The sequence below is a fragment of the Cellvibrio polysaccharolyticus genome, assembly GCF_015182315.1.
GTDB lineage: Bacteria > Pseudomonadota > Gammaproteobacteria > Pseudomonadales > Cellvibrionaceae > Cellvibrio > Cellvibrio polysaccharolyticus.
In genome coordinates this window covers 2,928,383-2,945,377 of record NZ_PRDL01000001.1, presented here as the reverse complement: position 1 = coordinate 2,945,377, position 16,995 = coordinate 2,928,383, and the positions used below count along the sequence as shown (strand labels likewise).

Sequence of the window (16,995 nt, the reverse complement as noted above, 5' to 3'; positions counted from 1 at the left end):
TTAGCCAGATACTTCCAGGGCGTTAAACCGTCATTGACGCGCCGTTCGCGTGAGCCGGTTGGGGAGGAAGCGGGTCACGGCAGTGAATCAGCCTTGTTGCGCGCCTTTAAATCCTAATGCGGTTTATCACAGCGCGGTTTAATAAAAAAAGCCGCTATACCTGAACCCCTGGTGATCGGTGTTAATTAATTGCGAAAGGTAGAAGGCTGACGTAAGGGGGTTAGCAGGGACTCAAGGCCATTGAGTTTTATCTCATAGAGTAGCGCCAGCTGTTGTCCCAGGCGGCCGGCGGGAAAACCTTTGCCTTGCAGCCAGAGCAGATACTCTTCGGGAACGTCAGCCAGAACACGCCCGTGATATTTGCCAAAAGGCATGGTTACTGTGACCAATTCCTTGAGGATGGCCGGGTCAGTATGCCAACTCATCAGCCACCTGCCAGTTTTACGGTGTAGCCGCGTTTTTCGAGTTCGGCTTTGAGTTTTTCGCGATTGTCGCCCTGAATTTCAATAATTCCGTCTTTCACCGCGCCGCCAGTGCCGCATAATTGTTTAAGCTGTTTGGCGAGGTTTTTCAGGTCAGCCTCGGTCATCGGGATACCACTGATGGTGGTAACGCCTTTGCCGTTGCGGCCGGAGGTTTCCCGGCGAATACGTACAATGCCGTCGCCTTGCGGTACAGCAGCTTCGGGGGCCGTTTCTTTAACACGGCCGGTTTCGGTGGAATAGACAAGGCGACTATTCTTGTTCATATCGCTATCCAGGTTGGTGTGCCATATTGATTTGCACGTCAGGCACGTTTGCTGAAAGTGTAATCGTCGCTGCCGTTGCGGGTGAACCACACAAAACCGGACCGACAACAGCAGGCCATCGGCATTAACGCCGTAACGGCCTGGTAAATAAGGAGCAGCATGATAGCCTATCTTGATTCTACTCAGGTAAACCCGGCATGACTTACCGGTGTTCCCGGCTGGGTAAATACCTGGTGGCGGCTTTGTTGGTGCCGGGCATTGGCTGGTTAAGCGCTTGTTCCGATGCGCCCCAAACCGGCGTCGAGCTATCAACGAAAGACGAAAGTCCCGAGGTGTTACTGGCGCATGGTCGGCAGCAGTCCCGTTTGTGCCTGGGCTGTCATGGGCCGCGGGGTGTGTCCAATGTAAAATCCTACCCAAGCCTGGCCGGTAAACCGCAGGAGCATCTTGCGCGGGAGCTGATGGCTTTTCGGGAGGGTACTCGCGAAAACCCCTTGATGAGTTCGGTGGTGAAATCGCTATCAGATCGGGATATTCAGGCGCTCTCGTTATATTATTCGCAGCAAAATTTACCTCTCTCTGTTCAGGATCACGCTTTATGACAGATATTCATGGCCACTGGCAGCCGGGTTGTGAGCCGGTTGTTGATGCCTTTGCGAAAAACTTTGCCCAGGGCGGTGAAGAAGGCGCTGCACTTTCGGTCATTCACCGTGGTAAACCATTGATTGATATTTACGCAGGCCATTTCAGCAACCGCCTTGCCGGTACCACCGAACAACCCTGGCAGGCAGATACCCGGGTCAATATTTTTTCTGCCGGTAAACCCCTGGTTGCCGTTGCGGTATTGCGCCTGATTGCCGACGGTAAATTGAACCTGGATGACAAAATCGCCAGTATCTGGCCGGAATTTGCGGTTAACGGCAAAGCGGATATCAGCGTGCGTCAGGTGCTTTGCCACCGCAGTGGAGTTTCCGCGTTTCACGAGCGTATCGCGGATGCGGCAGTGTTTGATTGGGACGCCATCACCACAGCTATTGCCGCAGAAACACCCTGGTTCGACGTCGACCAGGGGCAGGGTTATTCCCCCTTCGTCTATGGCTGGATTCTGGGTGAAGTCGTCAAGCGCGTTGCCGGCACCGCCAATTTTTACCAGGCATTTCAAGCGCTGGTGGCGGTGCCGGGCAACTGCGGTGCTGTTTACGGATTGAGCGATACAGCCGTTACCACGGTTGCCGATATTGCCCCGTTGAAACGCCCTGCAGGCGCAGCAGAATCTGATGTGGCTCGCACGCCGGGTGCAGACAGCGCTTCACTGGGCCGGTTGATGAAATCTGACCCGCGCGGCATTACCAATCGCGCTTTCGCCAACCCCATGTCGTTAATGATGAGCACCAACACCCGGGAATGGCGCCAGGCGCAAATTCCCGCTGCCAACGCGCACGCCAGTGCCGCCGATCTGGCGAATTTTTACAGCGCCCTGCTGGAAGGGAAGTTGTTGTCCGATGAGGTGTTGGCGCTGTGCTGGCAAGAACAGTCGTCAGCGGTAGATCAGGTATTAGGTGTTCCGTTGCGTTTTGCCTGCGGCAGCATGCTTACTCAGGCTGATCGTCCGGATAGTCGCTTTGGCCGCGGAGCGCGTGCCTTCGGCCACCCGGGTGCCGGTGGTACCCTCGGGTTTGCCGACCCGGAATATCACATAGGTTTTGGTTATGTAACCTCGCGTGTCGGCCAGAGTGTGCTGATTGATGATCGCGCTATTCGCCTGATCGACGCCCTTTATCAGTTACCGGAGATACCGTTATGAGTCTTTCACAGGACAGCACCAGCGACTTGCAGGAACGATTAATCGAGCTGGAAACCCGGGTGGCTTTTCAGGAGGACACACTGAACGAACTGAATAGTGTCATTACCCGGCAAGACCAGGAAATTATCCGGTTACGCCAGCAGGTCGCGTTAATGGCCAAGCGATTAGACGATTACATGTACACGCAGGAGCAGGGCTCTGCCCGCCCGGATCAGGAGCGCCCGCCGCACTATTAGTACATGTGGTAATACCTGTTGCTATAGCTGCCATGCAAGTCTTCTTGTATGGCTCAATGTGAAGCCCGTCTCTTTTTTTGAGGCGGGCTTTTTTAATGTTGAAACCCGTTACATGCTGTTTTTATAAAAAATGGAATGGCGCGAAAAAATAGTAAGTGCATATTTGTTGGCATAAAGCACTGGGTCAGGGTTTTATTTTTATCTTGTGTACTTGTGTGTAAAACGAGTATTTCTTAAAAAAATATCTGATTTTTTGATAAAAATTACGTTAAGTTTTGTTTGGGACTTTCGGTTTGTTTGTAAAATTTATTTTATATTTGATTTTTTCTGGATTTTATCGAAAGTCATATTTTTTATTAATCTGCTTTTTCTTTGAATCAGGTGTGGGTGCAAATTTTCATGAGCACCTGTAAGTGATTGATACCAATGCGATAAATTCTTCTCATCTAAAATGCGCCGCTACTTTTTTCGTTATTGATGGTAAACGGAAAATTTTTCCTCATCAGCGGTTTAAACCTCCTTCAATTATTGAAACGCCATCACAATACATTTTCCCCTGCTGGCCGCGTGTGTAAAGACAGTTGACTCGGACTTAAAGCTGTTTAATATTCGTTTTGACCATAAGGGTGGGTAAATAATAAATCACTCACTTTCGGTGTGTCATTTTTGGATTAATACAATAAATAGCTAAAAGCTGTATTTCATGTAAGTCGCGGAGCTTCTCGAGTCAGGACAGTCGGGATTCCTTTTCTCTATTTCCTTTTTTTACTCGGGTGCATTCAGCTCTACCGCTAAAACTCAATGTTCAGGAGTAGTGGTATGTTTAATAAGAATAAATTGTCACACGCAATCCTCGTTGCAGTCGCGTCATCATCATTATCGGTAACGGTGGTGGCGCAGGAGAGTGGTTCGGTCGTAGAAGAGGTGTATGTTTCGGGTATTCGCGCATCGCTTGAAAGAGCGATGGATATCAAGCGTGAAGCGGGTGGCGTAGTAGAAGCTATTTCGGCAGAAGACATCGGTAAGTTCCCCGATGCCAACCTGGCGGAATCTCTGCAACGTATTTCCGGTGTTTCCATTGACCGTAACGCGGGTGAAGGCAACTCGGTATCCGTGCGGGGCTTTGGTCCCAACTTCAATATGGTAACGACTAACGGGCGACAAATGCCCAGTAGTGGTGCCGGGCGTAGCTTTAACTTTAACGATCTGGCTGCCGAATTGGTCAGTGGTGTTGAAGTACAAAAAACCTCCAGCGCGGTGAACCCCTCCGGTGGTATCGGTTCCACCATTAATATCAATACTGCAAGGCCATTGGATATTGGTGCCTTCCGTGTCGCGGGCAGTGTAAAAGGTGTTTCGGATATTGATGAAGGATCGGTGACACCGGAAGTTTCAGGGCTGATCAGTAATACGTTTGCAGATGGCACATTCGGTGTTCTTTTTGCCGCATCGCACCAGCAGCGTAAATACGAGCAGGAGCGTGTGGCGGTAGATGGTTGGGTGGTGAATCCGAATTTCGGCAATCGTTTGCTCAACCCTGAAACCAATAAAACGCCCAATACTTTTATGCCGCAAAATTACAACATTTCGCTGCAAGAGTCCGAGCGTACCCGTACTAACGCCAATCTGGTTTTTCAATACGCCCCGTCAGACAGTTTGACGGTGACTGCGGATTATCTTTATTCCGAGTTGCATAACGAGCATAAAAGCTCCCAATTCGGGGTATGGTTTAACTCCGGCGGTGTACAAAATGTCCTTATCAATGAAAACGGAACCGCCATTGATATGTTCGAAGAAGGGACGTTTGATAACATTCAGAACTGGAATGAAACCGTTTCCGAAAACAATTCGTTCGGTATCAATGTTGAATGGGAAGTGACCGACAAATTCAGCATGACTTTCGATGCAAACTTCGCCAAATCCGAGCAAAACCCGGGCGGCGAGTTTAATCAATATCAGGCCATTGTCGGTTATCGTAACCAGCAGCGCTTCCGTATTATGGATGGTGCCGAGTTACCAACGGTGCAAGATATTTACAATGCCAACCCGGGCAGAGTACAGGCGCCCAATTGTGCTCCGGCAACCAATACCGGCTGGACTGATGCCGGTTTTGCCAATTGTTATGCCTGGGCTGCTGCCAATGGCCTTGACCCGAACGGTTCAATGACCGGCACCGGGCCTGATGGACAGATAGCTACCGATTTACTACGCGCGCACCGCAACGATATTCAAAGCGGTAATACCGAAGATGAACTTAACCAGTTCAAAATCGAGGGTAACTGGTCGGAAGATAATATCGTTTTCCGGGCAGGCTTGATGTACACCGATCAAAGCAAAAACAATCGCCTGAAATACAACGCGCACGAGCCGGCAAACGTGGTAGAAGATTTTGCCGGTATGTACGGCTTCCCGGTTATTGGTGCCGACGCGCTGACCCGACGTACGACGATCGGTAGTGGCTTCCTGGATCAATTCAGTGGCCGGCAAGGCCTTCCGAGCGAGTGGGTTTACTTCGACCCGAGTGATGTGTTTGCCTATATCTGGCCGGCGATGGGGGATGGCTATTCGCAAATCCCCACCGAGTGGTCACCAAACAGTTATCTGGTTGAAGAAGAAACACTCGCTTCCTACATTCAGTTGGATGTGGACACCGAGTTTTTCAATATGCCTGTTCATATTCAGTCGGGTGTTCGTTTGGAGAGCACCGATATCACCTCAACAGGTTCTGAACAGGTGCTTACCGGCTTTGAATATGCTGACCCCACTTCATTGAAAGCAATTTATGCTGCTGGCGGTATGACCCAATATACAGAGAAGCAAAGTTATGATGTTTTACTGCCCAACCTGGCAGTAAGACTGAATATCACTGACGATCTGGTTGGCCGTTTTGCCGCAGGAAGAACCATTACCCGTCCGAACATTGCTTCGCTGAGGTCAACCCGTACGCTGGGTATTACACGGCCAGGCGGCGAGCTCAACGCCAATGCGGGTAACCCCGGTTTGAAACCTTTCTCCGCTGATAATATTGATCTCGGGCTGGAATGGTATTACTCGGAACTGAGTTACGTGTCAGTGGGTTATTTTGAAAAATTCATTAATGACTTTATTGTGGGTGGTGTGCGTGAAGGAACCATCAACAATGTCACTGATCCGAGTTCCAACGGGGGTTCGTTTGAGAATCCGAATACCACCACCGCCGATGTAGGCGTGTTCAAAATCAGTTCTGATGTTAACGGCCCAACGGCGAAGGTGCGTGGTACGGAAATTGCCATTCAACATGCTATTGGCGAAACGGGCTTCGGGGTTGGCGCCAATGCGACCTTCGTAAGCACCAACCGTGAGCTGGATGTTGAAGACGTTAGCCAGCGCTTTGCGATTACCGGCTTGAGCGACTCTGCCAATATGATGGGTTACTACGAAAATGGGCCTTTCCAGGCTCGTATAACCTACAACTGGCGTGATTCATTCCTGCAAGGCTTCTCGCAAGTGCAGGGTGGTGATGCCGTGATTGTGGAAGATTACGGACAGTGGGACTTCAGTATGAGTTACGACATTACTGACAACGTCACTGTGTTGCTTGAAGGTATTAACGTTACCAGTGAAGGTTATCGTTCGCACGGTCGTTACAAAGAGCAACTCTATGAAGCTATTTCTACCGGCTCCCGTTATGCGGTGGGCATTCGTGCCAGCTTCTAGTCAACGCGTTCCATTTGAAGTAGTAACAGGTTGTAAAGCATGAAGTGACAAGGATGTGGGCCGCCTTCGGGCGGCCATTTTGCACACCTTGATTTGTAAAATAATAATGATTTCTCTATCGGGTAAACTGTTATGACAACCCCTCTCAGATCTGTCGTTATTGTTGGCGGCGGAACCGCCGGCTGGATCACCGCTGGCACCATCGCTGCCAAACATCACGCCGCGTCCGAATTTGGCATCAAAGTCACTTTGATTGAATCACCCGATATAAAACCGATTGGTGTGGGTGAAGGCACCTGGCCCACCATGCGTGGCACCTTGCGAAAAATGGGTATTTCCGAAACCGATTTTTTGCGTGAGTGTGATGCTGCTTTCAAGCAGGGCGCAAAATTCGCCAAATGGGTTGACGGCTCGGAAGATGATTTTTATTACCACCCGCTGGTGCTACCTGCCGGTTTCCATCAAGGCAACATGGCACCTTACTGGCAACAACATCCACACGAAAAATCTTTTTCCCAAGCGGTTTGTTATCAGGAAGCACTTTGCGAAAATGGTCTGGCGCCAAAAAGTATGACCACGCCGGAGTATGAGGCCGTTGCCAATTATGCCTACCATCTTAACGCCGGAAAGTTCTCCGAGTTCCTGAAAAAACACTGCCTTACCCGGTTGGGCGTAGCGTATATTTCTGACAACGTGATAAAGATAAACTCCGCTGACAACGGCGATATCGCTTTCGTTTCTACTAACAATCACGGCGATGTGGCAGGCGATCTTTTTATTGATTGCACCGGCTTTCGCTCGCTGTTGCTGGGCGAACATTACAAGGTGCCTTTTGTTGATAAAACCGATGTGTTGTTCATTGATACAGCACTGGCTGTGCAAGCACCCTACGCCACGGAAAATTGCAGTATCGCCTCGCATACCATCTCTACCGCGCAGGAGGCTGGCTGGATTTGGGATATCGGTTTGCAGTCGCGTCGTGGTATTGGCCATGTCTATTCAAGCCGCCACACCGACGATGAAAAAGCCGAGCAAGCGCTATTTCGTTACCTCGAAGCCACCGTCGGCAAAAGTGCCGCCAATTGCAGTGTGCGCAAAATTCCCATTACTGCCGGGCATCGAAAACTCTTCTGGAAAAATAACTGCGTAGCGGTGGGCTTGTCTGCCGGCTTTCTCGAACCGCTGGAAGCCTCCGCGCTGGTGCTGGTGGAGCTATCGGCAGAGATGATAAGTGACCAGTTACCCCGTTGCCGGGAAGTCATGGACACCATTGCCAAACGTTTCAACGAAACCTTTCAATACAGCTGGGATCGCATTATCGATTTTCTGAAATTGCATTATATTTTGAGCAAGCGCACGGATAACCAGTTCTGGATCGACAACCGGGACCCGGCAACCATTCCTGACAGTTTGAAAGAGTTGATGGACTTGTGGCGTTATCAGCACCCCTGGGATCATGATTTCACCAGCCGCTGTGAAGTGTTCCCGGCGGCCAGTTACCAATATGTTTTGTACGGCATGGGCTTCAAAACCCGTTCCGATCACATCCGGCTTACCGAAGCCGATATTGAATTCGCCCGGCGTCAATTGAGTGATAACGAACGAATGATCCAGCGAGTCGTGTCCAGCTTGCCAGCGCATCGGGAGCTGCTTAACAAGGTACACCAGTACGGTTTTCAAAAAATCTGAAATCATCAGTATTTTTCAGGTAATTTTTGAAAATTTTCTATCGAAGCCATTTTTCAGAGAAGCGGATATGAACCAGCCCGTGTTATTAAGCAGCACACAGCATAAAGACCTCCGTGTAACAAGCAAGCCCATTGGCAATGCTCTTAGGCTTCGTAACAGTTCGGTAATCATGCAGGAGTTTCAGCAGCTGGTAGTGAATTACCCGATTCTTTTCACCAAGAACCCGGATACCGGTTTTTTTGTCAGCGTGGCGGTATTTGGTTTTGATGAAGGAGAAAATCTTTTTATAGAAAATGACGAGTGGAATGCTTTGTATATTCCGCTTAATGTTACCCGCCACCCGTTTATGGTGGGTGTGCAGAATAAACCGGGTGCGGCTGCGGACGAGAGCGAACAGGTTGTATTTATTAACGAGGCGGATCCGCGTGTACAAAAGCAGGAAGGAGAGGCGCTATTTAACGAAAGAGGCTTTCCTACACCTTATCTGGAAAAAATGACATCAGTGCTAAAAGTTTTGCAAGACGGCTTTACCGATACCAATAGTTTTATCAATAAACTGCTGACACTGAATCTTATTGCCCCCACTACGTTGAAAATTGAGTTAATCAATAATGAGCAACGCCATATTCAGGGCTTTTACTCGATTGACGAAAACAAGCTTAAGTCATTGCCGGGAGAATCCATCGCGGAACTGCACTCACTTGGCTATTTGCAACCGATTTACACTATGCTGGCTTCTTTCGGCCACCTGTATACCTTGATTGATAAAAAGAACCGAAAGTGTAATGGGTGAAGAAAATCCGCGAATTGGCCGCGGTCAGAGTAGCGCCAAACCTGCAGTGTGGCGGTAATATTCTGACCGCGGTCTGGCTTAATGTTATCTCAGGGTTGAAAGAATATAGGCCTTGATTTTTTTATACAGCTCCGGAGTCATGCGCCCCAATATGCCACGGTGCGCCGGTTCGATGTGCGCTACCGGATCATCGTCCAGCTGAAATAAATAATGATCAAAAAAAGCTCGCCAGGCTTCGCGCTCCGGTCGGGGTAAATGGCTGATAGAGAGTAGCCCATGCATCATCGTGGTAAAGGGAATATCACTCCCCAGTGCTGTGTTGTTCCACCAGTAATTAACGATCGTATTAAAGCGATCCAGTGATTCAACGTGGTGCCACCAGAGCTTGGGGATATACAAAACATCACCGGGTTCAAGTTCGGCTACTTCCGCAGCGGCCAACGCCTCTTTAAAGCGTGGGTATTTTTCAAAATCCGGCTCTTTTAGTGACACCATACTGACCGGCTGGCCGGATAGCGTAAAGTCGATAGGGCCTACATACAGGTTGCACAGTTGTTGCGGTGGGAACAAGGTAAAGCGTCGCCGACCGGCGACAACTCCCACGATGTTATCCAGCATGTCGTAGTGGGTAGAAACTGTCGCTGCGTTACCCATCCAGATTCTTGCCACTGCGGTGTGGCCTGCCAACTCGCAGCGGTTCTCTGCTGAGAACCCGGGAATATTATCGGCTATGGAAACTGCTCCGGAATAAACCGCCGGTGGGGCAGTGTCTTCCATGTGCGATAAAATACGATCAATAGCATGGGTCAGTTTTTCAGTAATGCGTTCAAAATTGAAACCTTGCATATCATTCTGATAGAAAAATCTTCCCTGTATTGATGGATCACCCAGGTAGGTGACCACATTTTTCCCCTGATCAAACGACTTGATGTAATCCGCCAGCGCGGCAGGTGATTGCGCTTGCCGGGCGATAGCCGGCCAGTGTTTTAAATAGTTACGAATGATGACCGGACGGTAAAGCGGGATAACATCCTGTTGAAATTCTTCCCGAGTGGGCGGGTGCCATTCAAGGGTTTTTTTGAGGGAAATAGTCATAAAAAAATAGACTCAAAAAAATAATTATTATTTAAAGTGGTTTGGTTTTCAGAGTATCAGGATGTTCAGCAGATTGCAGTATCCCGAGGCGAGGTTTTACGGGAATAAGTGGGCAATGTGGCGGGGATTAAAAAATTCGTGTTTTGCTAAGGTTTCCCTGGTGGCTGTGCACGATATTTCCTGTCTCACGGGCATAACCCGAATCTTTACATTCCCGGTTCGGGCTCAAGAGTGTAGTAGCGTGTTTTTCTGCGAACAGTGATGCTGTCGAATAAGGAGATATTTCCTTATCAAAATGGCATTTATTATTGGTTTTTTGCATAAACACTTTTGGCTTCCCTGTTTTACTTTTCCCTGCGATTTACCTGACCGAAGAATCAGGCCTTGAGGGTTGTATGCGTATTAACCTTTCTCGCAAATGATGACTACACTTTTCTGAAGAGGATCAATGACTGCTATAACTAATAAAGTGACAGATTATGCAGAATGGACCGCAAAATCCGGAATCCGAGCACGAGTATTTTGAGCACTTCCCCGGCAGTCATCGGCTGGAGCTATCAGATGTCGTGCTTTGGTATGTCATCCCCAGGACGGGCGAATTAAAGCTGTCTTCCCATTTTTACGAAATGTTGCCCGAGTTAACCGAAGAGCTCACCCAGCTGGATGCCTTGTTGTTGCTGATGTCATCGGCAGACCGCTATATTTTTCAACAAACCTTTTCTCCTGTGCCCGATCCCGACAGCCATTGCGCCTACACCTGCGAGGTGAGTTTGAGCGGTTTGCCGCGCGCGCCCCGTTTCCGCTTTATGGGCCGTCGCCTCCGACCGGACGAACAAAAATCAGCCTCGCGGCTTTTACCGCGCCATATTGACGACCAGCTGGTGTATCACGGTATTGCCGTGAGTGGACAACAATGGCTGGCAGAGCCGGCTCCGGAAACAGTGCAGCAGGCGGTGTTCAACGTTTTCTCGGAAAGCCCGGTGGCCAGTTTGATGACAGATTGCTGGGGTGTTTTTTTGCAGCACAACCCGGCGCTGGAGCTCTTACTGCAGTTGCCAGCGCAACGCGTCACCCGAGCGGTGGGGCGCTACAACCTGTTGCTGGACCGCCAGGTGATGAAGCAGGCGATGGTCTGGGAGAAAATTCGTGGTTTTTACCAGCAAGCCAAAGCCGGTTCGGTTGAGTTGCTCTACGCCCCTGAAGAGCCTTACGTACAACCGCCGGACAAACGAAAAGCGCTTGATGAGGCGGTACTTTTACGTCTGGAAGTCAGTTTTTTGCCGCTGCGTGACCGAGCCGGAAAGCTGGATCGGATGCTGGTTCAACTGCGCGCAATCGCCCGCGATGTGCAACCATCCCCCGACATCGGCGTAGGCGTTGAAGAAAAAGAACCGCTGCCAACGGTGCAACCGGCTCTGCCAGTAACCTCGCAGCCGGAGCGGTTGGCGGCGCTACCCGGCAGTAAAGCCGCTATGGAACCGCTGGTGTTGCAGCAAGTGGGCGGGGGCTCTTGCCGGCGTGTTGAAGCCGATAGCCAGGCGATACGGCGGTCGGTGGATATGGTGCGGTTGTCGGTATCGCGTTCATCGCTACTTCGCGAAGACAATACCGAATGGAAGTTTTTATTTGAAAGTCTGACGTGTGGCGCGTTTTATCTGGATGCCCAGGCTCGCGTGTTGAACGCCAACCGGGCCAGTAAAAAATGGCTGGGTTCGGTATCGCTGCGCGGCGAATGGTTTTTCGACCTGGCATTTCAGTGGCGCGATACGCTGGCAGTTCGCAACTTTGTGCACGGTTGCCTGCTGTCTGGCAAATACAGTAAGCGCGACAGTTTGCTGCTCACTCTTAAAGAGCGCGACTATGTTGTGTCGCTGGAACTCTTGCCGGTCAATGCCAGTGGAGAAGTACTGGTTTTGATGACCGACACCACCAGTTTTCAGCAACAGCTTGAAGAGCTGGACGGTTGTGAAAAACGTTATCGCGCTTTTCTTGAACATGCTTCCGATGCTGTGTGGTGTTTTGGTTTTGAAAAGCCGATTGCTCTCGACTTGCCGGTCGATGAAATGGTTGCCCGTATTGCAGAATATGCACGGCTCGAAGAGTGCAATCAGGTACTGGCCGATATGCTGAAAACGCCGCGCCAGCTTTTGTTGAATACGCCGTTGTTGCCTGAATTTTCCGATCAATATCTTTTTGATATACGGTCTTTTATAGAGCAGGATTTTTGTCTGGTGAATTATGAGTGCAGCCGTTGCGATGAAACCGGGCGGCGATTTTTTTACGAAATTTCCTGTGTAGGCATTATCGAGAATAATCATCTTCGCCACTTTTACGGCATCACTAAAAACCTCGCCAACCACAAACATTACTTGCGGCGGCTGGAACATCAGTCTTCGCACGACGCTCTCACCGGGTTGCCCAATCGCTCGTCGCTTTATAAAGATATCGATCAATGGATCGCCAGCGATGACTATAAAACCGGTGCCTTGTTATTAATTGATCTTGATCGGTTCAAGGAAATTAATGATACCCTGGGGCATCAGTGTGGCGATCATCTACTACAATTAATTGGTGCCCGGTTGTTACATTGTATGCGCGCATTGCCGGGGACAGTCGCAAGGCTGGGTGGTGATGAATTCGCTGTTTTTCTCCACAATGCCAGTAATGTAGGCCAGGCGAGAATTGCCGGGCAGCGTATTCTGGATTCACTGCGTCAGCAGTTTGATGTTAAAGGTTTTCCGGTAGAAATCAGCGCAAGTATTGGTATTGCCATCATCCCGGAACAGGCTGCGGACCTGAGTACGTTGATGCGTTATGCCGATGTGGCAATGTATCGCGCCAAGCGGGAAGATCGCGGTGTTTGTCTGTACAGCATTGATGCCGACCCGCACTCGCCGCGTCGCCTGGCGTTGATTTCCGAAGTCGGCAGAGCCATTCGCGAAAATCAGTTTATGTTGTATTTTCAGCCGAAGGTTGCCGTGAGTGACCGCAGTGTGTGCGGTTTTGAGGTGTTGATCCGCTGGCACCATCCGGAGTTCGGTTTCATTCTGCCCGGTGATTTTATCCCCATGGTCGAATCCACCCGTTTGATTTATCCGTTAACGGCCTGGGTGTTGGAAAAAAGTATCCAGCAATGCCATCTGTGGTTGCAGGAGGGCAAGCCGGCCTCTATCGCGGTTAATCTTTCCGCCCGCAATTTGATGGATGAAACCTTGCCGGAGTTGATCGCCAATTTGCTGGAACAATACGGCGTGCCGGCCAGTATTCTGGAGCTGGAAATTACCGAGAGCGCTTTGATGACAGACCCCAACCGCGCTCTCCTTACGCTGGAAAGTATCAGCAAGTTGGGTGTGCAATTGTCTATTGACGATTTTGGAACCGGCTATTCGTCATTGGCCTATCTCAAGCGTTTGCCGGTACAAACCCTGAAGATTGATCGCTCGTTTATTTCCTCCATGTTGAACAGCGTGCAGGATGAGGTGATCGTCAACTCCACCATTCAGTTGGCTCACAATCTCGGATTGAAAGTGGTCGCCGAGGGGGTAGAGAACGAGGAGTTGTTTATCCGTCTGCGCTTGATGGGTTGCGACTATGCGCAGGGATATCATATCGGCCACCCCATGCCGTTACAGCTGCTTGAGGTGTGGCTAAAGGATTAATGCCAGCCGCAGGATTCGCCTGCCAGGGTGGTTCACTTCTTTCCGGTGAGTTCTTCTCTTCGCCTCTGCTTGCGCCAGATCAAGAAATACCATCCTCCTTTTACCGGTATCTGGCAAAGTGTTTCATGAACAGGTGTGTTGTGCTTAAATGGCCGAAAACTCACCACCCGTGAGTGGCAACCAATCACAAAAAAGCAATAAATTCGGACGGGCAATGATGGATATCGCAGCAGTCGGTCGTAAAGTAACCGTGCTTGAAGGCTACCGGTTTGACAATATTCCCTATCAAAAACTGATGGACGATCTGCAACCGGTAATTTTAAAAGGCGCCATCAGTGACTGGCCCTTGGTAAAAGCCGGGCTTGAATCTGATGAAAAAGCGATGGATTACCTGCGTTCTTTTTACAATGGCATGCAAGTCGCGTGTTATGTGGCGCCGCATGAGCTGAAAGGGCGGTTTGGCTACAACGACACTTTGACCGGTATGAATTATGAGAGTCACCGCGTGCGCATTGATCAGGTGCTGGAGCAGCTGCAAAGCAACCTGACCAACCCGGAACCTCCTTCTTTTTACATTGGCTCAACCACCATTGATGCCTGCCTGCCTGGCCTGCGTGAGCAAAATGACCTGCTGTTCAACCACCCCATGTACGAACAGAATCCGCCGCTGGCCAGCATCTGGATTGGTAACCGTACCACTGCCGCAGCGCATTATGACGCGCCCAATAATATTGCCTGTTGTGTGGCGGGTCGGCGACGTTTTACTTTGTTTCCGGTTGATCAGGTGGCCAATTTATACCCGGGCCCATTGGACCCGACCCCTGGTGGCCAGGTGATCAGTATGGTGGATTTTGACTATCCGGATTTTGAAAAATACCCGCGTTTTCGCGATGCCTTGCCCCATGCCCAAATTGCCGATCTGGAGGCGGGCGATCTGCTGTTTTACCCGAGTATGTGGTGGCATCAGGTAGAGGCACTTAACCCGTTCAACATTCTTATCAATTACTGGTGGAATACCTCGCCCAAATTTATGGGCACGCCGATGAATGTGTTAAAGCATGCATTGTTGAGTTTGCGCGATCGCCCGGAGTATGAGAAACAGGCATGGAAGTTGTTGTTCGACTACTACATTTTTGGCCCTTCCGATTTGCCCGTTGAACACATTCCCGAGCATGCGCGCGGTGAGCTGGGGCCCATTGATGACCTTACGGCACGGCAACTCCGTGCCTTTTTGATCAGTCGTTTGAATCGCTAAAACCAGGCATTCGCCTAACCGTCACTATAAACACAATGCCCGCATCAGCGGGCATTGTTGTTATAAACTCAGCATCGCAGCATCCAAAATAAGCGGCCCTTTAATATCAGGCGCAGCGAAAGTCCACATGCTTGGCTCTTTGGTCAGCCCGCGATAGGCACCTTCACCACCCTTATTTGCCGTTAAGCTATTTTCCCCATGAAGAAAATCTTCATAAAACTCAGCTTCAACATATTTCACGGTATCAATACGAATCGCATCGACACCCACTTCTTTTATCCAATAGGCAAACGAATCTTTGAGTGCATCTCTCACTACCGGATTTTCAGTATTGAGATCATTGAGCATACCGCTTTGAAAAGTCGTTTCCTGGGTGCGATTTGAAAAATCATTGATTTCCGGCGTCCAATGATAAATGGCCACTGCACGGTGCTCGGGGTTATTCGCATTATTCGAACTAAATGGATATTGATCAGGTGCCGAACCGGGGCTTGCTTCCGTATTCAGTGAAAAATTGCGCGTTGGATCTTTGGGATCGTACTCCCCCGTATAACTGAAAAAATTACCCACATGGTTAACCACCACATCCTGAATAAGATACATACCGCGATGGTGAAGCGCGTGTGACAGCAAACGATAATCCGCTAAATCGCCAAAATGCTCGTCAAGGCGTTTGAATATAATCCAGGTTTTGGGTTACTCCCTTAAGATCACCGCCGCTGTAATGGCCATCAACCCCGGGCGCATATTCGCCGACACCTTGATCGTTATTGCCAGGATCGCCATCAAAAAAACGATCCGCCAGAACAAGATAAATAATCTGGTCTTGCCACTCAGGTGACGCAACTTGCAAACTCAATAACGGCATCATTAACCACTGAGGCTTTTTTCAGGCATGCATCGAGGGAGGGGGATTCATTGGCCAATAGCGTGCCGCCATTTGCAATCAATATTGCCAGCGTTACCCATAGCCGAACGGGCAGGGGGGTATTCATAACCATTTCCTTTTGTTTTTATAAGAACGGCAGGCGCAGTAATTTGCGCAGGATGAGACGCGCGCTGAAAAAATTTACGTTTTTATAATGAGAGAAAACCCAACCGGTTTGGTTTGATCAGAAGCAGAATAGTGAAAGCCGCTTTGTAGCTCAATCTGCTACATACGTATTCATTGCAGGTTGTTTTGCGAATCACTTTATTGGGAAAAGTTTTTGTCTGGAGAATGGCATCTTGTCGGGATACAAGACACACCGTGATTTTTTTACAGGTGCTAAACGGAGTGCAGGGGCGTTGCCGATGACAGCCAGGATGCTGTCATCGGAACCGGGGAGGTCAGTTATTGCGAGGAAAAGCCTGTAGCGTCATCACCGCTACCTGGCGCAATTGCTCGGAAGAGGCACCGTTATTGGCTTGTACCGCAATGCCTTGCAGTACGGTGGCGATGTAACGTGCCAGCACCGTGGCATCCACATGGTCAGGCAGGTCACCTTCTTCTTTGGCGCGTTGAAAACGGGTGCAAAGTTGCTGCTCGGCATCGACGCGACGATCAATCAGTGCTTCTCTGACTTTTGCGGCAGATTCACTGCATGAGAGGGCGCCCTGAACAATCACACAGCCCTGCGGGTGATTCTTGTCGGCCATGTTATGTGCCGCGCCAAACAACATGTGCTCGGTAACCTGATAAGCGGTGGGCTTTTCAAGCGCTGGCAGGAAAAAAGCGCAAGGGCGGCTTTCATAAAACTCAATTGCTTTTAAAAACAGTTGTTCTTTATTACCGAAAGTGGCGTACAAGCTGGGCTTGTTAATGCCCATTGCCTCGGTGAGATCCGCCAATGAGGTACCGTCATAACCGTTGCGCCAGAAGACTTCCAGCGCTTTTTCCAGCGATTCTTCGATATCAAACGCACGTGGTCTGCCCACACCCGGGGTACAAGTGACAGCGGCCATTGCTCTGCTCCTGTAACAAAATTGGTCATATGGTATTCAGCAAAAGTCCCCTTGTCCAGTAAGGTTTTGCGGGCCT

Annotated in this window: 15 protein-coding genes; 8 read left to right on the top strand and 7 right to left on the bottom strand. The window is 49.8% G+C overall.

Features of this window, described 5'->3' with window-relative positions; translation table 11 throughout:
* Positions 1-185: 185 nt before the first annotated feature.
* Positions 186-425, bottom strand: a complete 240-nt coding sequence (locus tag C4F51_RS12570) for a DUF3820 family protein (RefSeq protein ID WP_193910298.1) — start codon at positions 423-425, stop codon at positions 186-188.
* Positions 425-748, bottom strand: coding sequence for a stress response translation initiation inhibitor YciH (gene yciH / locus C4F51_RS12565; RefSeq protein WP_193910296.1), 324 nt, complete (start codon positions 746-748; stop codon positions 425-427). Before yciH ends, C4F51_RS12570 begins: the two co-directional genes overlap by 1 nt.
* 197 nt (positions 749-945) lie before the next feature.
* On the opposite strand from yciH, the gene C4F51_RS12560 reads away from it, so the two are divergent.
* From C4F51_RS12560 to C4F51_RS12535, 6 genes are all read left to right on the top strand, one after another.
* Positions 946-1,350 (top strand): c-type cytochrome, encoded by a 405-nt coding sequence (locus C4F51_RS12560; protein ID WP_193910294.1) that lies wholly within the window; start codon positions 946-948, stop codon positions 1,348-1,350.
* The gene (locus tag C4F51_RS12555) at positions 1,347-2,552 is read left to right on the top strand and encodes a serine hydrolase domain-containing protein (RefSeq protein ID WP_193910293.1); all 1,206 of its coding nucleotides are present in this window, start codon (positions 1,347-1,349) and stop codon (positions 2,550-2,552) included. Before C4F51_RS12560 ends, C4F51_RS12555 begins: the two co-directional genes overlap by 4 nt.
* Positions 2,549-2,788 (top strand): SlyX family protein, encoded by a 240-nt coding sequence (locus tag C4F51_RS12550; protein ID WP_193910291.1) that lies wholly within the window; start codon positions 2,549-2,551, stop codon positions 2,786-2,788. The genes C4F51_RS12555 and C4F51_RS12550 overlap by 4 nt, the downstream gene beginning before the upstream one ends.
* Positions 2,789-3,607: 819 nt before the next feature.
* The gene (locus C4F51_RS12545) at positions 3,608-6,484 is read left to right on the top strand and encodes a TonB-dependent receptor (RefSeq protein ID WP_193910289.1); all 2,877 of its coding nucleotides are present in this window, start codon (positions 3,608-3,610) and stop codon (positions 6,482-6,484) included.
* Between the two features lie 132 nt (positions 6,485-6,616).
* Positions 6,617-8,173, top strand: coding sequence for a tryptophan halogenase family protein (locus tag C4F51_RS12540; protein ID WP_193910287.1), 1,557 nt, complete (start codon positions 6,617-6,619; stop codon positions 8,171-8,173).
* 67 nt (positions 8,174-8,240) lie between these two features.
* Entirely contained in the window at positions 8,241-8,966 is a 726-nt protein-coding gene (locus C4F51_RS12535) for a SapC family protein (RefSeq protein WP_193910285.1), read from the top strand.
* 84 nt (positions 8,967-9,050) lie between these two features.
* Here the strand turns inward: C4F51_RS12535 and C4F51_RS12530 are convergent, their stop codons facing one another.
* The gene (locus C4F51_RS12530; RefSeq protein WP_193910283.1) at positions 9,051-10,061 is read right to left on the bottom strand and encodes a cupin-like domain-containing protein; all 1,011 of its coding nucleotides are present in this window, start codon (positions 10,059-10,061) and stop codon (positions 9,051-9,053) included.
* Positions 10,062-10,540: 479 nt separating this feature from the next.
* On the opposite strand from C4F51_RS12530, the gene C4F51_RS12525 reads away from it, so the two are divergent.
* A complete protein-coding gene (locus C4F51_RS12525; RefSeq protein ID WP_193910281.1) occupies positions 10,541-13,720 on the top strand; it encodes a putative bifunctional diguanylate cyclase/phosphodiesterase in 3,180 nt (1,059 codons plus the stop codon).
* A gap of 214 nt (positions 13,721-13,934) precedes the next feature.
* Positions 13,935-14,975, top strand: coding sequence for a cupin-like domain-containing protein (locus tag C4F51_RS12520; protein WP_193910279.1), 1,041 nt, complete (start codon positions 13,935-13,937; stop codon positions 14,973-14,975).
* A 60-nt stretch (positions 14,976-15,035) separates the two neighbouring features.
* Here C4F51_RS12520 and C4F51_RS12515 read toward each other — a convergent pair whose 3' ends face one another.
* From C4F51_RS12515 to C4F51_RS12505, 4 genes are all read right to left on the bottom strand, one after another.
* Complete coding sequence (locus C4F51_RS12515; protein ID WP_202987827.1) at positions 15,036-15,608, bottom strand: alpha-amylase family glycosyl hydrolase; 573 nt, start codon at positions 15,606-15,608, stop codon at positions 15,036-15,038.
* A 31-nt stretch (positions 15,609-15,639) separates the two neighbouring features.
* Positions 15,640-15,834 (bottom strand): hypothetical protein, encoded by a 195-nt coding sequence (locus C4F51_RS18030; protein WP_202987677.1) that lies wholly within the window; start codon positions 15,832-15,834, stop codon positions 15,640-15,642.
* Positions 15,809-15,970, bottom strand: a complete 162-nt coding sequence (locus C4F51_RS12510; protein WP_193910277.1) for a hypothetical protein — start codon at positions 15,968-15,970, stop codon at positions 15,809-15,811. Before C4F51_RS12510 ends, C4F51_RS18030 begins: the two co-directional genes overlap by 26 nt.
* A gap of 334 nt (positions 15,971-16,304) precedes the next feature.
* Positions 16,305-16,919, bottom strand: coding sequence for a TetR/AcrR family transcriptional regulator (locus tag C4F51_RS12505; RefSeq protein ID WP_193910275.1), 615 nt, complete (start codon positions 16,917-16,919; stop codon positions 16,305-16,307).
* Positions 16,920-16,995 lie beyond the last annotated feature (76 nt).

Bases quoted from the DNA above. Each gene is read 5' to 3' on its own strand.
- C4F51_RS12570 (WP_193910298.1), bottom strand. From the start codon at position 425: ATGAGTTGGCATACTGACCCGGCCATCCTCAAGGAATTGGTCACAGTA.
- yciH (WP_193910296.1), bottom strand. From the start codon at position 748: ATGAACAAGAATAGTCGCCTTGTCTATTCCACCGAAACCGGCCGTGTT.
- C4F51_RS12560 (WP_193910294.1), top strand. From the start codon at position 946: ATGACTTACCGGTGTTCCCGGCTGGGTAAATACCTGGTGGCGGCTTTG.
- C4F51_RS12555 (WP_193910293.1), top strand. From the start codon at position 1,347: ATGACAGATATTCATGGCCACTGGCAGCCGGGTTGTGAGCCGGTTGTT.
- C4F51_RS12550 (WP_193910291.1), top strand. From the start codon at position 2,549: ATGAGTCTTTCACAGGACAGCACCAGCGACTTGCAGGAACGATTAATC.
- C4F51_RS12545 (WP_193910289.1), top strand. From the start codon at position 3,608: ATGTTTAATAAGAATAAATTGTCACACGCAATCCTCGTTGCAGTCGCG.
- C4F51_RS12540 (WP_193910287.1), top strand. From the start codon at position 6,617: ATGACAACCCCTCTCAGATCTGTCGTTATTGTTGGCGGCGGAACCGCC.
- C4F51_RS12535 (WP_193910285.1), top strand. From the start codon at position 8,241: ATGAACCAGCCCGTGTTATTAAGCAGCACACAGCATAAAGACCTCCGT.
- C4F51_RS12530 (WP_193910283.1), bottom strand. From the start codon at position 10,061: ATGACTATTTCCCTCAAAAAAACCCTTGAATGGCACCCGCCCACTCGG.
- C4F51_RS12525 (WP_193910281.1), top strand. From the start codon at position 10,541: ATGCAGAATGGACCGCAAAATCCGGAATCCGAGCACGAGTATTTTGAG.
- C4F51_RS12520 (WP_193910279.1), top strand. From the start codon at position 13,935: ATGATGGATATCGCAGCAGTCGGTCGTAAAGTAACCGTGCTTGAAGGC.
- C4F51_RS12510 (WP_193910277.1), bottom strand. From the start codon at position 15,970: ATGAATACCCCCCTGCCCGTTCGGCTATGGGTAACGCTGGCAATATTG.
- C4F51_RS12505 (WP_193910275.1), bottom strand. From the start codon at position 16,919: ATGGCCGCTGTCACTTGTACCCCGGGTGTGGGCAGACCACGTGCGTTT.